Source organism: Herpetosiphon sp., from assembly GCF_003512625.1.
Classification (GTDB): Bacteria; Chloroflexota; Chloroflexia; order Chloroflexales; family Herpetosiphonaceae; genus Herpetosiphon; species Herpetosiphon aurantiacus.
Map to the genome: position 1 here is coordinate 39,443 of NZ_DOPT01000059.1, position 14,376 is coordinate 53,818.

General features: G+C 49.3%; 14 protein-coding genes and 3 tRNA genes. 9 read left to right on the forward strand and 8 right to left on the reverse strand.

The genetic code is table 11. The annotated features are described in order from the left end of the window. The 4 genes from DEF47_RS12630 to pnuC form a co-directional block, all read left to right on the forward strand. Positions 1-462: choice-of-anchor J domain-containing protein (locus DEF47_RS12630; RefSeq protein WP_287045168.1), on the forward strand; the 462-nt coding region annotated here is incomplete at its 5' end. A 292-nt stretch (positions 463-754) separates the two neighbouring features. Then, positions 755-1,525: a slipin family protein gene (locus DEF47_RS12635; protein ID WP_012188072.1), complete on the forward strand. Its 771-nt coding sequence runs from the start codon at positions 755-757 to the stop codon at positions 1,523-1,525. 8 nt (positions 1,526-1,533) lie between these two features. Continuing rightward, positions 1,534-2,538, forward strand: a complete 1,005-nt coding sequence (locus DEF47_RS12640) for an AAA family ATPase (protein ID WP_012188071.1) — start codon at positions 1,534-1,536, stop codon at positions 2,536-2,538. Between the two features lie 8 nt (positions 2,539-2,546). Then, on the forward strand, positions 2,547-3,179 hold the full coding sequence (gene pnuC / locus DEF47_RS12645) for a nicotinamide riboside transporter PnuC (RefSeq protein WP_012188070.1): 633 nt from the start codon (positions 2,547-2,549) through the stop codon (positions 3,177-3,179). A 34-nt stretch (positions 3,180-3,213) separates the two neighbouring features. Here the strand turns inward: pnuC and DEF47_RS12650 are convergent. The 3 genes from DEF47_RS12650 to DEF47_RS12660 form a co-directional block, all read right to left on the reverse strand. Beyond that, positions 3,214-3,289, reverse strand: a tRNA-Arg gene (locus DEF47_RS12650). 60 nt (positions 3,290-3,349) lie between these two features. Continuing rightward, a tRNA-Ser gene (locus tag DEF47_RS12655) sits at positions 3,350-3,441 on the reverse strand. A gap of 25 nt (positions 3,442-3,466) precedes the next feature. Continuing rightward, a tRNA-Arg gene (locus DEF47_RS12660) sits at positions 3,467-3,542 on the reverse strand. A gap of 170 nt (positions 3,543-3,712) precedes the next feature. On the opposite strand from DEF47_RS12660, the gene DEF47_RS12665 reads away from it, so the two are divergent. The 4 genes from DEF47_RS12665 (at position 3,713) to DEF47_RS12680 (ending at position 5,541) form a co-directional block, all read left to right on the forward strand. Beyond that, complete coding sequence (locus DEF47_RS12665) at positions 3,713-4,186, forward strand: hypothetical protein (protein ID WP_012188069.1); 474 nt, start codon at positions 3,713-3,715, stop codon at positions 4,184-4,186. A gap of 84 nt (positions 4,187-4,270) precedes the next feature. Then, positions 4,271-4,765, forward strand: a complete 495-nt coding sequence (locus DEF47_RS12670; RefSeq protein ID WP_012188068.1) for a hypothetical protein — start codon at positions 4,271-4,273, stop codon at positions 4,763-4,765. 91 nt (positions 4,766-4,856) lie between these two features. Then, positions 4,857-5,171 (forward strand): hypothetical protein, encoded by a 315-nt coding sequence (locus DEF47_RS12675; RefSeq protein ID WP_012188067.1) that lies wholly within the window; start codon positions 4,857-4,859, stop codon positions 5,169-5,171. 34 nt (positions 5,172-5,205) lie between these two features. Further along, the gene (locus DEF47_RS12680) at positions 5,206-5,541 is read left to right on the forward strand and encodes a hypothetical protein (protein WP_012188066.1); all 336 of its coding nucleotides are present in this window, start codon (positions 5,206-5,208) and stop codon (positions 5,539-5,541) included. 46 nt (positions 5,542-5,587) lie between these two features. On the opposite strand, the gene DEF47_RS12685 is transcribed toward DEF47_RS12680, so the two are convergent. The 4 genes from DEF47_RS12685 to DEF47_RS12700 all read right to left on the reverse strand — a co-directional run bounded on the left by DEF47_RS12685 (position 5,588) and on the right by DEF47_RS12700 (position 10,917). Then, on the reverse strand, positions 5,588-7,468 hold the full coding sequence (locus DEF47_RS12685) for a coiled-coil domain-containing protein (RefSeq protein ID WP_041303912.1): 1,881 nt from the start codon (positions 7,466-7,468) through the stop codon (positions 5,588-5,590). After that, positions 7,462-8,508 (reverse strand): TPM domain-containing protein, encoded by a 1,047-nt coding sequence (locus tag DEF47_RS12690; protein ID WP_041303910.1) that lies wholly within the window; start codon positions 8,506-8,508, stop codon positions 7,462-7,464. Before DEF47_RS12690 ends, DEF47_RS12685 begins: the two co-directional genes overlap by 7 nt. A gap of 96 nt (positions 8,509-8,604) precedes the next feature. After that, complete coding sequence (locus DEF47_RS12695; protein WP_012188065.1) at positions 8,605-9,738, reverse strand: cystathionine gamma-synthase; 1,134 nt, start codon at positions 9,736-9,738, stop codon at positions 8,605-8,607. A 198-nt stretch (positions 9,739-9,936) separates the two neighbouring features. Continuing rightward, positions 9,937-10,917, reverse strand: coding sequence for a phosphotransferase enzyme family protein (locus DEF47_RS12700; RefSeq protein WP_041303906.1), 981 nt, complete (start codon positions 10,915-10,917; stop codon positions 9,937-9,939). Between the two features lie 25 nt (positions 10,918-10,942). On the opposite strand from DEF47_RS12700, the gene DEF47_RS12705 reads away from it, so the two are divergent. After that, positions 10,943-11,746 carry a YceI family protein gene (locus tag DEF47_RS12705; protein WP_012188063.1) on the forward strand — a complete coding sequence of 268 codons (804 nt, stop codon included), beginning with the start codon at positions 10,943-10,945 and terminating at the stop codon, positions 11,744-11,746. A gap of 63 nt (positions 11,747-11,809) precedes the next feature. Here DEF47_RS12705 and DEF47_RS12710 read toward each other — a convergent pair whose 3' ends face one another. Further along, positions 11,810-14,323 carry an ATP-dependent Clp protease ATP-binding subunit gene (locus DEF47_RS12710; protein ID WP_012188062.1) on the reverse strand — a complete coding sequence of 838 codons (2,514 nt, stop codon included), beginning with the start codon at positions 14,321-14,323 and terminating at the stop codon, positions 11,810-11,812. Positions 14,324-14,376 lie beyond the last annotated feature (53 nt).

Here is a 14,376-nt window from a genome sequence, read left to right on the forward strand (position 1 = left end):
CCAGTGCCAACCAGCACGCCAGTGCCAGGTGGTAGCTTGCAAAATGGTGGCTTCGAAAGCAGCGCTAGCTGGGTTCAATCACCAAGCAATATCATCTCAACCACTCGCCCACGCAGCGGCTCGTATAGCGCCTTCTTGGGTGGCTACAACAGCGGCACCGATAACATCTATCAAAGCGTGACGGTTCCATCAAATGGTGTGTTGCGCTACTACTGGTACATGAGCACCCAAGAAAGTGGCAGCACTGTCTACGACCGCTTGTATGTTCGCCTCTACAACAGCAGCGGCAGCTTGATCACCACCTTGCGCACCTGGAGCAACGCGAGCACCAAGAACACTTGGACGCTTGACACGATTAGCCTCTCAGCCTACGCTGGCCAAACCGTGCGTGTCCAATTCGTTGGCACTACCGATAGCAGCTTGACCACCTCGTTCTTCGTGGACGATGTAACTCTGCAATAAGCCAACGCCTGACCAATAATCCATCGCAAGCCCTAGTCTACCTCGGTAGATTGGGGCTTTTTTTATGCTCAACTCTTTGTTATGCTTAGGCTGATGAGCTTAGGCTTGTTGGTCGCGTAGCAGCCAAGCAATTGCCACTCTGGCTTATCACTTTGGAACAGCAGGTTCGATTCCTGACCCGTTACACGCTTATCCACTATTGTACCCGCAAAAGGCTCTGCAAAGCTACGGGCTTTCCGCCGATTGTGGTATGTGGGGCGGCGTGTAACATCATTTTTGAGAGGTAGATCGTATGGGTGATGATGTTTTGGGTTTAATCATTCTGCTATTAATTATTATCACGATCACTGCAATCCGTTTCTTTCCAGCTAGCATAATTTATGAGCATGAACGTGGCTTGCTTTATAAACATGGCAAGTTTCAACGGGTGCTTGAGCCTGGCAAATACCGCTTTCTACGTAATGCTTATCAGATCTCCAAGATCGATGTGCGGCCAAGTTCACTTAGTTTGAGCGGCCAAGAAATGTTCAGCGCCGATTTGATCAGTGTTAAGCTCAATTTGCTGGCTAATTTCCAAATCGACCAGCCTGATCGTTGGACGCATAGCCATATCAGTGCCCAAACAGTTGTTTATAATGAGTTACAGGTGGCCTTGCGCGAGGTGATCGCTGGCTATACCCTCGATCAACTCTTGGCTGATCGCAGCATGATTGCTCCGCAAATTTTGGCGCTGGTACAACCCAAGGCCAACGAACTGGGCGCAAGCATTCAAACAATTCAAATCAAAGATTTTAGTTTGCCTGCCGAGTTGAAACGGGCTGCCTTGCAACAAGCCAAAGTCCAACGCGAAACTGCCGCTGCACTTGAACAAGCGCGTGGTGAGCAAGCAGTTCTACGCAGTTTAGCCAATGCTGCTCGCATGCTTGAGCGCAACCCAGCCTTGATGAATTTGCGGGTATTGCAAGCACTTGATAGCAACAAGAGCAATACAATCGTGCTGCATGTGCATCAATCAAACAATGATCAAACAATTGATAGCGAATTTACTCAGCCTGAAGTTTAGGAACATCTATGCGTGGTTTGACCCTCGGCAAATTTGCCCCCTTGCACAAAGGCCATCAACTGATGATTGAAACAGCGCTCAGCGAAGTGGCTGAGTTGCAAATTATCATTTACGATAGCCCCGAGCAAACCAGCGTGCCATTGCCAGTTCGAAGCGCTTGGCTGCGTGAGCTTTACCCCCAAGCCCAAGTGATTGAGGCGTGGGATGGGCCAAGCGTAATTGGCAATACCCGCGAGATTCAGCAACTCCACGAAGATTATGTAATCCAGCAGCTTGGCATTAGCAATATCAGCCATTTTTATTCGAGCGAATTTTATGGTGAGCATATGAGCCAAGCGCTGGGCGCAATCAATCGCCAAGTTGATCCACCGCGCAACCAAGTGCCGATCTCGGCCACCCAAATTCGCAGCGATCCCTATCGCTATCGTGAGTTTTTACATCCCCGAGTTTACCGCGATTTGATTATGAAAATCGTGCTGCTTGGTGCGCCCTCAACTGGCAAAACCACCCTCACCGCCACGCTGGCCGAAACATTTAACACCCAATGGATGCCCGAATATGGCCGTGAATATTGGGAGCAACATCAGAGCAATCGGCGGCTCACGCCCCAGCAATTGGTCGAAATTGCCGAGGGCCATCGTGAGCGCGAAGAACAGCGCCTGCTGGAAAGCAACCGTTATCTTTTTGTGGATACCAATGCCTTAACCACCTACCATTTTGCGCTGAGCTATCATGGCAGGGCGGAGCCACGTTTGGCCCAACTGGCCGACCAAGCCCAACAGCGCTACGATTTGGTATTGGTTTGCGATAGCGATATTCCCTACGACGATACATGGGATCGCTCGGGCGAAGTTCAGCGCACGATCTTTCAAAAACAACTTTTCGCCCAATTGCAGCAACGTCGCCAACCCTATTATTTAATTAGCGGCCCGCTTGAGCAGCGCATCGCCCAAGTGCAAAGCTTATTACAACGCCATCAGCTTTATCACAATCTGCTTGCCAACCCAGCCTGAGGTGTTTTATGGATCTTGCGAGTTTCTTCGATATTAATACGATTGCCTTTACGCTCTTTGGCTACCCCATGAGCTATCTCGAATTAGCTGGTACGATCTTCAATTTGTGGTCGGTGTGGCTGGTTGGGCGTGGGCGCATCAGCAATTGGCCAATTGGCTTAATCGGCGTAGTGCTCTTCTTCGTGTTGTTCTACCAAATTCAACTCTATGCCGACACGTTTGAGCAAGTTTACTACTTTTTTACTGGCATTTACGGCTGGTGGCATTGGTCGAAGCCGAAAGAGCAAGCCGCCAAACCGCGTTACAGTTCGCGCAACTATAATCTGCTGGCCTTGGGTATTACTGTGGTTGGCACGCTGATTTTAGCGTTTATTATTGGCAATCTTGATCAATGGCTGCCTGCCTATTTTCCTGCACCCGCAACCTATGTTTTGATCGATTCGTTGACCACCGTGATGAGCTTTACGGCGACGATTTTGATGGCCCAACGCCGAATCGAATGTTGGTATTATTGGATTACGGTCGATGTGATTGCGATTTGGCTGTATAGCGTTAAGGGCACACTCTTGGTCGCGCTGCTATATGCAATCTTTTTGGTATTGGCTAGCAATGGTTGGCGTTTATGGCGCAAAGCCAGTTAAACAAAAAAACACCCTAGGGTGCTTTGTTTAAGTGTGGCGACTCCGGGGCGAGTCGAACGCCCGACCTTTTCCTCCGCAGGGAAACGCTCTATCCACTGAGCTACGGAGTCGCATTTTGAAATACAGCCTGCATTAAATAAAAAAAGCACTTTCGAGTGCTGCCATGTTGGTGGCGGGAAGGGTGGGATTCGAACCCACGAAGGTTTTTACACCTTGCCGCATTTCGAGGGCGGTACATTCAACCGGACTCTGCCACCTTCCCTAGTGGGGTTTTGATTGTAAAGAAGTGGCGACTCCGGGGCGAGTCGAACGCCCGACCTTTTCCTCCGCAGGGAAACGCTCTATCCACTGAGCTACGGAGTCGCGTTGAGTTTGCGTTGCGTTTCAGCAACGTTTGAAAGTATAGCACAGCTCTTTTGATTTTGCAAATTTAGCCATCCAGCGGCACAAATCACTGTTGTAACGCTGGTGTAACAAGGCTTGGCGATACTACTTGCGAGCGAAGATTTTCAGTTCACTAAGGAGTCTGAGCTATGTATCACGTTCCCAACAACCCCAACATTCAATCATCATTCGCAAGCATTTTTGATGCATGTATTCAACGTGGGCCTGGGCTGGGTGTTTCGATTGGTGCAATCTATGGCTATTATTTCACCGCAATCTATGGTCTGCTTGTGGCTGGGATTATTGGTGGCATCGTTGGAGTTGTTGGGAGCATGATCTTAGCAATCGTGATTTATTGTTGGCAGCAATTGTTTCAGACCCACAATCTAGGCTTATACCATCTGTATTGGTTTGCCCCCTTGAGTATTGTTTCAATCTATAGCTTGGTCGGCTATAGCCTACTTTCTCAGCAAGCTAACTTGAGTGAATATTTCTATCAACTTTTGGCAAACGTAACTGTATCCAATCAATTGAGTCGGTTTGTAACATGGCCTAGTTTGATCATTATCGTCACGCTGGTGATCGGGCTACCAATCATCCTTGAAAAAAGTCAAACTCCATAAGCTATGGCTTGTAAAAGCACTGTAACATGGCCGCGAGATACTTCCGTTTAAGCGAAACATCGGCTTTAATCGGGAGTATCTCAGATGAATCGTCAACAGAGTGATGTTCCTAAACCCAGCCTTGATCAATTGATCGATGATTGTTTTGGCTATGGCATCCGCTTAGGCACGATTATTGGCGGTATCTATGGGTTTGGGCTTGGTGTAGGATTTGATATTTTTGTTGGTTTGGTGGCAGCAATCATTGGCCTCATTTATGGTTTCTTCATGGGGTTAATTGGCAGCCCAATTGTGGCAATAATCATCTACAATTGGCGTAAATGGTTTGCGGCAAATTTTATCGGCAATCTCGGCTTATGGCTGATAACGCCAATCATATTAAGTAGTTTACACTGCCTCAGTTGGTATCCATTTTTCGCGGCTAACTACTCGCTGAGCGAATATATTGGCTTGTTTTTCGGTCGCGAAACCCAGCTGTTTTACTTCTATATTTTTATTCGCTACCCTAATTGGCTGATGAGTTTATTGATGCTATTATTCTTACCATTATTTTTAGATCAACTCGACTCGATCGAATAGGAGAGGGTATGCTTCAACCCACGCTTTCGGCTTACCCTAAGCCCAATTTAAGGTAAACTTACGCTGATTTTTTTATAATTGAGCGTTTAAGATGCAAGAGCCAAATTATCATGTGCCCAACAACCAGCCACGTAGTACATTTGGCATAAAACTGTTGTGCTTTTTCAATCTCGCCAGTGTTGGGCTATTTGGCTATGCGATTATTGTGATGCTTAACTGTAGCCGCAGCGAATGCAATGTTTTTAGTTTTATGGGGTTATTCATCCCCAGCTTGCTTAGCTCAATGATCCTCTTGTTGATTGGAATTTATCGGTTTAATCAAACCCCGAAACGACTGCGCTGGATCACGCTTGGCTTACCACTGTTGCCAATGCTTGGGATTTATATTGCACCATTTTTGGGATAAATGCAGTTAATTATTGAAATTAAAAAGGATATTTATGGCCCAACCTGACTATCATGTGCCAAACAACCCCAAAAAGCCCAAATTTGAATGGAGATTTTCGGTTATTCTCAATATACTGAATACCAGTTTCTCTATCATGCTGGTAGTGTTGATTTTTGGTGGAGCCTGTGGAGTTGATCGCGAAGCAATCTGTCGTGGTATTTCATGGATGGCGCTCTCGGGGAGCAGTTGGTTGGCGGCGCTCTTATTGTTGTATAGCTTAATGAACTTTACCCGCACTTTAGCATTTATGCGCTGGTTTACCATCGGGCTACCGCTCATACCAATCCTTTTTGTGGCTTTTGTATATCTGCGAGCCTTATTCTCATAGCAAAAAGCGCTGCACTCAATAATTGAGTGCAGCACTCTTGAAGTATCTACCAGCTACCACCGGAATCGCCGGAGCTGCTATCGCCGCCCCAATCGCCGCCGGAATCGCCGGAACCGCCGCTGAACATGCCGCCCCAGCCGCCACCAGAATCACCGGAGTCGCTGCTAGAGCTATTGGAGCTACCGCCGCCGCTCCAGCCGCCACCGCCACCACTGCCCCAACCGCCACCATGGTGATGATTACCGCCACTATTCATCATAGAGCCGATAAACATCCCCGTCAGCAAATCGCCAAAATCGTTATCGCGATCGCGGCGCTGGCCCGAATATTGGCCACTTGGATATTGGCCGCCATACTGTTGGGGATGGCTTTGTTGGTAGGTTTGGGCAGCACCTTGAATAATTTGGGCTGCTTGATGGGCATAACCATTGGCTTCACGGGCACTTGCCGCAATCTTTTTAAGTTCCTCAGCATTGGCATTGGGGTTATATTGCCGCAGCGTTTGTTGGGCTTGGGTCAGCAAACTGCGCCCATTCGAGTTAGCTGGCAGCACATGACCATATTGGTTATACCACTGATTGGCATTGTTGAGTGATTGTTGGGCAACTTGAAACGCCTCTGAAGCTTCGCGCCGCAAGACTTCCAGCGATTGGAAGGTTTCGTACATGGCGCTATACAACGGAGCTGCTTGGCTAATAACCGTGTTATAGCCAGCAATTGCCGCATCCAACGCTCCAGCGCGGGCTTCTTCTTCATTGCGATCGGCAGAAAGCAACGAGGTATCGGCTTCGCTCAGCGTGCGACCCAAGCTATCGATTTTTTTACGATGCTCAGGCGTGGCCTCAACTGGGTGCAATTGAGCAAAATTTTGCAACTTGCCTAGCTCAGCTTGGGCTGCTTTGGCCAAATCTTTGGCTTGAGCACGCTTGGCGTTCATTGTTTCAACTTCAGAACGAGCGCCAGCCAAAGCTTGGTCGGCATATTGGCGAGCTTGAGTAACCTGTTGCAAGACGCTGATCCAATTGGGTTTTTCACGCGCCAATTGGCTTTCAACGTTTTGAATCAAGGCTTCGGCTTGATTCAAGGCTTTTTCGGGCACTTTGCCAACATCGGCATCGTTGTTACGCACATAGCCCCAACCAAGCTTAATATCGCGCTTGGCATCTTCAATTTGATGGGTTGCGCTTTTTTGGGCTTCGCGTAAATCGGCCAAGCGCTGGCTAATCGCGCTCAACAAGGTATCTGCATAGACCAAGCGACCTTCGGCAGTTTCCAAATCTTCCAAACCACCAGCCCAATCATCTTGATCGGGGGCAATTTTGGCTTGGGCAGTTTGCCAAAGTTGGTGGGCTTGAGCCACAGCTGAAGCTGCCTCGCTGCCATTGCCGCGAATATCACTCCACGATTCGGGAGCATATTGATTGACTTCGCTAAACTCGTTGCGGCTAGCTTCGAGGCGATTGTTCAATTCCAAGCCACGGGCATTAACCGCTTCGAGGCGTTGGTTGAACGATTGCTGAGTGTTAGCGAAATCTGGGCCAAGTTTATAGGCGCGTTGGGCAATTCGCTCAGCCTCATCGACCAAATCACTGGCATCAGTTTCGTTAATTTGAACCGCAGCATTTTGCAAAACTTGCTGACCTTCGGCAACCAACTGTTTCACGCCACTAGCGCGTTTGCCGCTTAACCCAGCCAAACTGTCTTCGGCGGCATTGAGTTGGGCTTCGGCGCTTTTTAGCCGATCAAGCAATGGCTGAAGTTTGATCAATTGTTCCGACGCTGCACTTGCAGATTGCCGCGCATCGTTAGCATGTTGTGATGCTAAGGCTGCGGCGGCCTGCGCCACTTGTTGTTGAATTGTGGCAACTTGGGCTTGCGCCTGTTGTCCACCGATTCGTTGCAACAAGTCGGCAGCGTCGGTTACCATTTTTTTGCGCGGTCAACCTCGCCTGGCGCTTGAGCATTGATCGTATCAAGCTCCTTGCGCAAAGCATCCATTGCTTGCAATTCGCTGGTAATTTGGCGTACTTGGTTGGTAATGCCATCGTAGCCACCAGCCGCGCCCTCTAAATCGGTCACCGATGGACTTGGCAAATCGCCGATTCGATCGTTAATATCGTCAAACTGCACTTTGAGCTGGGTAAAGCTACTTTCAACCGCCCGATGCCGTCGTTCTAATTCGTTGGCTTGGGTTGATGGATAGCTAATTTTATCGAAACGCTGTTTTTCAGCAGCATCGCGCATTGCCTGACCAAGGTCGGCAATTCCAACCCCAGCATTGCGTTTGGCTTGGTCAAAGCGAGCACGAGTATTGGCTTGTGCACCTAAATCGGCGGCTTGGTTAGAACGGCGCTTGAGCAGGCCAGGCACCACAAAAAAGCCAATCGCGACTAAGGCGATAATCACAATCACCCAAACTAAGCTTGAGCCAAGCCCGCTGCTGCTACTGCTGCTTTGTGAGCTGCTCGAAGCGGCTCCAGCTGGATCATTAATCACTCGCGCAGTTGCAGTCATGGCATCAACCAAACCACGAGTGGGGTCGTTGACCTTTAGTCCAGCATTCAGTTGATTATTACGAATCGAATCCGATTGATTGCCAGTGGTCAAAGCTTGATTGTAGTCGATACCTGGCAAAATCGAGCTATAGCGTGGGTCGAATGAAACATAATAGATCAAGACATTGCTTGGGCGATCGCCAGCTTTTGAGCTATTGCCAATCCCAAGCGATTTCAGGCGGCTATCCAAATAGGCAGTTTCAGTTTGACCATTGGTGCTATCAGTGAGTACCACCACCACCAACGCGCCTTTATCGGTTAATTGACGAGCCGCCGTATTGATCCGACTTTCATCAACATCAACCCCATTATTATCGATCACCACCCGCGCATCTTGGGCAAAACTAGGCGCAGCAAACAGCATTAAACTGAGCACCCAGAGCATAAGTATGCCCCAGCGACGTTGTTTCATAGCCAACCTCCAACAAGAAAGAACCGAGCTTGGATTAGCGAGCGAGACAGCCATAGCCTAATCCAAGCCATGGCTATAGCGGCTTAACCATAAGTACTACGCAAGTGCTTGCTCAAGGTCGCGCAATAAATCATTAATATCTTCGATTCCAACCGAAAGCCGCACTAAATTGGCGGGTACTTCAAGTTTCGAGCCAGCAACGCTCATATGGGTCATGCCAGCTGGCACTTCAATCAGCGATTCAATCCCGCCCAAGCTTTCAGCTAAGGTAAAGAGCTTGGTTTTGCTGACCATGGCGTTAGCAACTTCCGCCCCGCCCTTCAGCAAGATTGAGATCATCCCGCCAAAGCCGCGCATTTGCTCACGCGCCAAGTTGTGCTGAGGATGCGACGGCAAGCCTGGATAAATCACTTTTTCAACTGCTGGATGCTCGGTTAGGAATTGAGCAATTGCCAAAGCGTTGCGTTCGTGCTCGCGCATGCGAATGCTCAGAGTTTTGACTCCGCGCAAGACCAACCAGCAATCGAATGGGCCTGGTACAGCGCCAGCGGCATTTTGCAAGAACTTCAATTTTTCATACAGCTCATCGTTCGAGGTCATAATCGCCCCGCCAACCACATCGCTATGGCCGCCGATATATTTGGTTGTGCTGTGCAGCACCATATCCGCACCTAAGGTAATTGGGCGTTGGTTGTAGGGCGAAGCAAAGGTGTTATCAACAATCGTCCAAATGCCATGTTCACGGGCAACTTTGGTAATAGCAGCAATCGGCGCGAGCTTTAATAGCGGGTTGGTTGGGGTTTCCAGCCAAATCAAGCGAGTATTAGGCTTGATTGCCGCTCGAACCGCCTCAGGATCAGCCATATCGACAAAATCAAAGCTCAGGCCATGCTCAGTCATCACCCGTTGGAACAGCCGATAGGTGCCACCATAAACATCATCGCCACAAATCACATGATCGCCAGCCTTAAGCATAAGCATCAAGGTGGTTGAAGCCCCCAATCCCGAAGCAAACACCAAGGCATGTTTGGCCTCTTCCAGAGCGGCTAAACACGTTTGCAAGGCAGTGCGGGTTGGATTATCGGTACGTGAATATTCATAGCCAGTATGATCGCCAACTCCGCGTTGGGCATAGGTCGAAGTTTGATAAATTGGCACAATCACAGCGCCAGTTACTGATTCAGGGTCTTGCCCTGCATGAATCGCGCGGGTTGCAAAGCCATAATCCACAAGTGTGCTCCTTCGTATTGCAAAAAGGCGACATTGCCTCTATGCGATTATAGCACGCTGATTTTACAGAGTGAAGAAAATGCCTAAAACCACAAACGGCTCGCATAATGGAGCCGCTTGTGGGAGAGAAGAGAGAGGAGAAGGTTTGACTTTAGTATACATCAAGTACTATAAAACACCATCCCACATACTGGGGTTTTAGGGGTGATTTAGGGGGGATATTGAATGAAAGTTAATTTCCTTTAACCGTTGTATTGCATCCGCCGCCGTTGCCCCCTGCGAACATAACAAGTAAAGGCTTTGTAAACGGCACAAACTTGGTAAAATCGCCAACTCGGCTTCGGTCAATGGCCGAATTGATTGATAGCCAGCGATAATCGCCTGTTGTTGGGATGCCGTGCAGGGTTGCCAATTACGATACATGGTCAGGCCATGAACTGCCGTCCAGGCCAACTCAAGCACCAAGCAGCGCCAACCAACTTCTTCAAAATCCAGTACAGCTTGCAATTGATCGCCATTGAAAAGTAGATTGGCGGCTCGAATATCGTTATGGCAAACACCACTTGGCAGATGCTCTAGCCCTTGTTGGGCAAGTTGCGCCAATTCTTGTTGCAACGGCGCAGCATCCGCAGTATTGCCAAGCCATGCTGCCAAGCCCATACACACCTGTTCGAGCGGCAAAAGCACCTGTGGAAGTTGCCCAGCCTGTGGGTAAGCACTCAATATTCGCTGAAGCTTGGCAGTTTCTTCACCAATTCTCCATAACTGCTGGCTAGAATCAGGGTTAGGAGGTGTTCCATCAAGCCACCGTTGGAGATATACACATCGTTCGTTAATCTTAAGCACCCGTTGCTCAGCCGTGGTTGGGACGATCAACGGGACAGACATTTGTTGTACTGAAAGCCAGTGTTGAAGCTCAACACTTTGTTCGATTTGCCTATGGCGGTCACGATCAGCACTTATTTTGAAAATCCAACACTCCTGATCGTGCTTGAGCCAAATTATTGCATTGCCAGCACTAATGCTCCAACGCACAATTTGGATATCGTCGAGGCCATAGTGCTCGTGGAGCAGTGCGGACACCCACGCGCTGGCACTGGCCGCATCCCAGCCAAAACGTTGTTGTAAGGCTTGGGCTGCATCGCCAGTTTCCCACAAAAGATCGAGTTGTTGCATCATTTTAAACTCATGAAAGGATTGTTCAATGAAGAAATTTGGTTTAATTATTGGTGGTGTTATCGCCATCGCTGTGATTGGCGCAATTGCCTATACCTTATGGCTCACATCAGATGTAGAAGTATCTACGAGCACGCCAGTGGCTGCAACCTTGGTCTTGCCAACGACGGCTCCGACGACTGCGGCTGCTCCAGCCACTGCCACCACCGCCAGTGATAACACTGCTGCTGCTACTGCCACGACTGGCACCGAACCAACTACAGATGCTTCACAACCAGCCGCTGCTGGTGCAAAAATCTATCGCATTGATGCCAGTCAATCAAGTGCTAGCTACCAAGTGCGCGAAACCTTCTTGCAAGATAACAAAATCGTTGATGCAGTTGGCGTGACCAAAGCGATCGCTGGCGAGCTGTTGATCGATACTGCAACTCCAGCCAACTCACAAGTTGGCGAAATTGTGGTTGATATCAGCCAATTGCAATCAGATAGCGAACGCCGTGATAATGCGATTCGCCGCGAATGGCTCGAATCGTCGAAATATCCTAATGCTGTTTTCAAGAACGGGGTCATTAGCAATTTGCCCAGCGATCTCAAAGAAGGCGTTGAATTCAGTTTCCAAATCACTGGCGATATGACGATTCACGATACAACCAACCCATTGACCTTCGATGTCACTGCAACCTTGAATGGCGATACCTTGACCGGCAAGGCTACCACCAAATTCAATATGAGCAGCTTTAACGTTGATGCTCCTGACATCGGTGGCATGCTCAAGGCCGAAGATGAAGTTTTGTTGACCTTGGATTTGGTTGCTACCGCAGTCGCCCAATAACAACAATTGGCGAGGAAATGCAAAAACGCCCTGATCATTGCGATCAGGGCGTTTTTTTGAGGTTTAGACTAATTCGGCTTCAGGCTCGACACTGGGATTTTCCAACTCGGCAGCTTCACGCTCTGAACGTAACACCACTTCGTTATCCTCAAGCTCGATATGAATCTTATCGCCGTCTTTGAAGCGACCTTGTAGCAAGCCTTCAGCCAAGCCATCTTCGATCATATTGGTGATGACGCGGCGCAATGGACGAGCGCCGTAGGTTGGATCGTAACCACGTTTGGCCAACAGATCAAGGGTTTCATCAGTTACCAACAGATCAATTTGATGATCGACCAATTGCTTGCGCACGCGATTGACTTCCAAGCGGGCAATGTTGCGAATCTCGATATCGGTCAATGGATGGAAAATGATTGTTCCATCGATCCGGTTGAGAAACTCTGGTCGGAACATGCGCTTCAGTTCATCATCAACCTTCTTGCGGGTATCCTCAACATCGATCGTGTTGCGATTGCCACCGAAGCCAATCCGCGAACCACGCCGAATTTGTTCGGTGCCAACATTCGAAGTCATGATAATCACGGTATTGCGGAAATCGACGCGTCGGCCCTTGCCATCGGTCAAGTTGCCATCTTCCAACACTTGCAACAACAAGTTGAAGGTATCGGGGTGAGCTTTTTCGATTTCGTCGAACAGCACCACGCTATAGGGGCGACGGCGTACAGCGTCAGTCAATTGACCGCCCTCACCATAGCCAACATAACCTGGAGGCGAGCCAACCAAGCGCGAGGTATTGAAACGCTCTTGGAACTCCGACATATCGATTTTGATCAAGGCATCTTCTGAGCCAAACATAAACTCAGCCAAGGCCTTGGCCAGCAAGGTTTTACCAACCCCAGTTGGGCCCAAGAAAATGAACGAGCCAATTGGGCGCTTAGGATCTTTCAGGCCAGCGCGGGCACGCCGCACAGCCCGAGCAATCGTCGAAATTGGTTCCTCTTGGCCGATTACCCGCTCATGCAAATAGTCTTCCATCTTCATGAGTCGTTCGGTTTCTTCGCTGGCCAAGCGCATGACGGGAATCCCTGTCCACATTGCCACAACTTCGGCAATATCTTCTTGGGTTACATACGGCTTGCCTTTGCGTTGCTCCGAGCCACGGGTCTTTTCTTCTTCGTCTTCAAGATCGGTGATGCGCTGGAGCATACGCTCTTCGCGAACCCGTAGATCTTGCACGACTTCGAATTGGCCTTCTTCCAAGGCTGCATCTTTTTCTTTGCGAATCGCATCAAGCCCACGCAAGGCATCGCGTAAGGCCGATGGCGTGGCTGAGCGATACATGCGCACCCGCGAGGAGGCTTCGTCGATCAAGTCAATCGCTTTATCAGGCAAGAAACGATCGGGCACATAGCGAGCACTTAGCACGGCAGCGGCAGTAATCGCTTCGTCCTCAATTTGCAATTGATGGAAATCTTCGTAGCGAGTTTTGATGCCGCGCAAAATCTCGATCGTTTCTTCAATGGTTGGTTCATCGACCATCACTGGTTGAAAACGCCGTTCGAGTGCTGCATCTTTTTCGATATATTTGCGGAACTCATCAAGCGTCGTTGCGCCAATACATTGCAATTCGCCGCGTGAAAGGGCTGGTTTCAAAATATTGGCGGCATCGAGTGTGCCTTCGGCTCCACCAGCGCCAATAATCGTGTGGAATTCATCGATAAATAAAATACAACGGCTTTCTTTAATTTCGTCAACGACCCGTTTGAGGCGTTCCTCGAATTGGCCGCGATATTTGGTTCCAGCCACCAAAGCCCCCATATCAAGCGTTACCAAACGCTTGCCTTTGAGTGAATCTGGAACATCATCAGCGACAATTCGTTGCGCCAAACCCTCAGCGATCGCAGTTTTACCAACCCCAGGCTCGCCAATCAGGGCCGGATTATTTTTGGTGCGGCGTGACAAAATCTGAATCACGCGCTCAATTTCATCTTTGCGACCAACCACTGGATCAAGTCGGCCAGCTTCGGCCAACTCGGTCAAATCGGTTGAAAGCGCATCGAGATAGGGCGTTTTGCTTTGTTTGGCTTGGCGTTCGCCCCCAGCGCTTGGGCTAGGCGTGCTGCTGCCGCCAACCCCTTGACGCATCATGCGCATCACTTGGGTGCGAACCTGATCCAGCCCAACATTCATAATTTCGAGCACACCCGTTGCAACACCTTCGGCATTGCGCACCAAACCCAGCAAAATATGTTCGGTGCTGATATAGGTATGGTTGAGTTTGCGAGCTTCATCGATTGCATACTCAAAAACTTTTTTGGCGCGGGCGGTTAAATCAATCTCGGCAGTCGAGCGTGGACCATCGCCGTGGCCAACAATAAATTCAACAGCATTGCGGGCTTTTGTGATGGTCACACCAAGTTCAGCCAACACACGAGCGGCGACCCCTTCACCTTCCAAAATCAAGCCCAGCAATAAATGCTCGGTGCCGATGTAAGGATGATTAAACGCTCGCGCCTCTTCTTGGGCAAAGCTCATCACTTGCTTAGCGCGGCGGCTCATTTTGTCGTATGCACCCATATGTTTGCTCCAAAGCGAGGCAACCTTAGGATGAGTAAGATTGGGCCTCGGCG

Bases quoted from the DNA above. Each gene is read 5' to 3' on its own strand.
- DEF47_RS12635 (WP_012188072.1), top strand. From the start codon at position 755: ATGGGTGATGATGTTTTGGGTTTAATCATTCTGCTATTAATTATTATC.
- DEF47_RS12640 (WP_012188071.1), top strand. From the start codon at position 1,534: ATGCGTGGTTTGACCCTCGGCAAATTTGCCCCCTTGCACAAAGGCCAT.
- pnuC (WP_012188070.1), top strand. From the start codon at position 2,547: ATGGATCTTGCGAGTTTCTTCGATATTAATACGATTGCCTTTACGCTC.
- DEF47_RS12665 (WP_012188069.1), top strand. From the start codon at position 3,713: ATGTATCACGTTCCCAACAACCCCAACATTCAATCATCATTCGCAAGC.
- DEF47_RS12670 (WP_012188068.1), top strand. From the start codon at position 4,271: ATGAATCGTCAACAGAGTGATGTTCCTAAACCCAGCCTTGATCAATTG.
- DEF47_RS12675 (WP_012188067.1), top strand. From the start codon at position 4,857: ATGCAAGAGCCAAATTATCATGTGCCCAACAACCAGCCACGTAGTACA.
- DEF47_RS12680 (WP_012188066.1), top strand. From the start codon at position 5,206: ATGGCCCAACCTGACTATCATGTGCCAAACAACCCCAAAAAGCCCAAA.
- DEF47_RS12685 (WP_041303912.1), bottom strand. From the start codon at position 7,468: ATGGTAACCGACGCTGCCGACTTGTTGCAACGAATCGGTGGACAACAG.
- DEF47_RS12690 (WP_041303910.1), bottom strand. From the start codon at position 8,508: ATGAAACAACGTCGCTGGGGCATACTTATGCTCTGGGTGCTCAGTTTA.
- DEF47_RS12700 (WP_041303906.1), bottom strand. From the start codon at position 10,917: ATGATGCAACAACTCGATCTTTTGTGGGAAACTGGCGATGCAGCCCAA.
- DEF47_RS12705 (WP_012188063.1), top strand. From the start codon at position 10,943: ATGAAGAAATTTGGTTTAATTATTGGTGGTGTTATCGCCATCGCTGTG.
- DEF47_RS12710 (WP_012188062.1), bottom strand. From the start codon at position 14,323: ATGGGTGCATACGACAAAATGAGCCGCCGCGCTAAGCAAGTGATGAGC.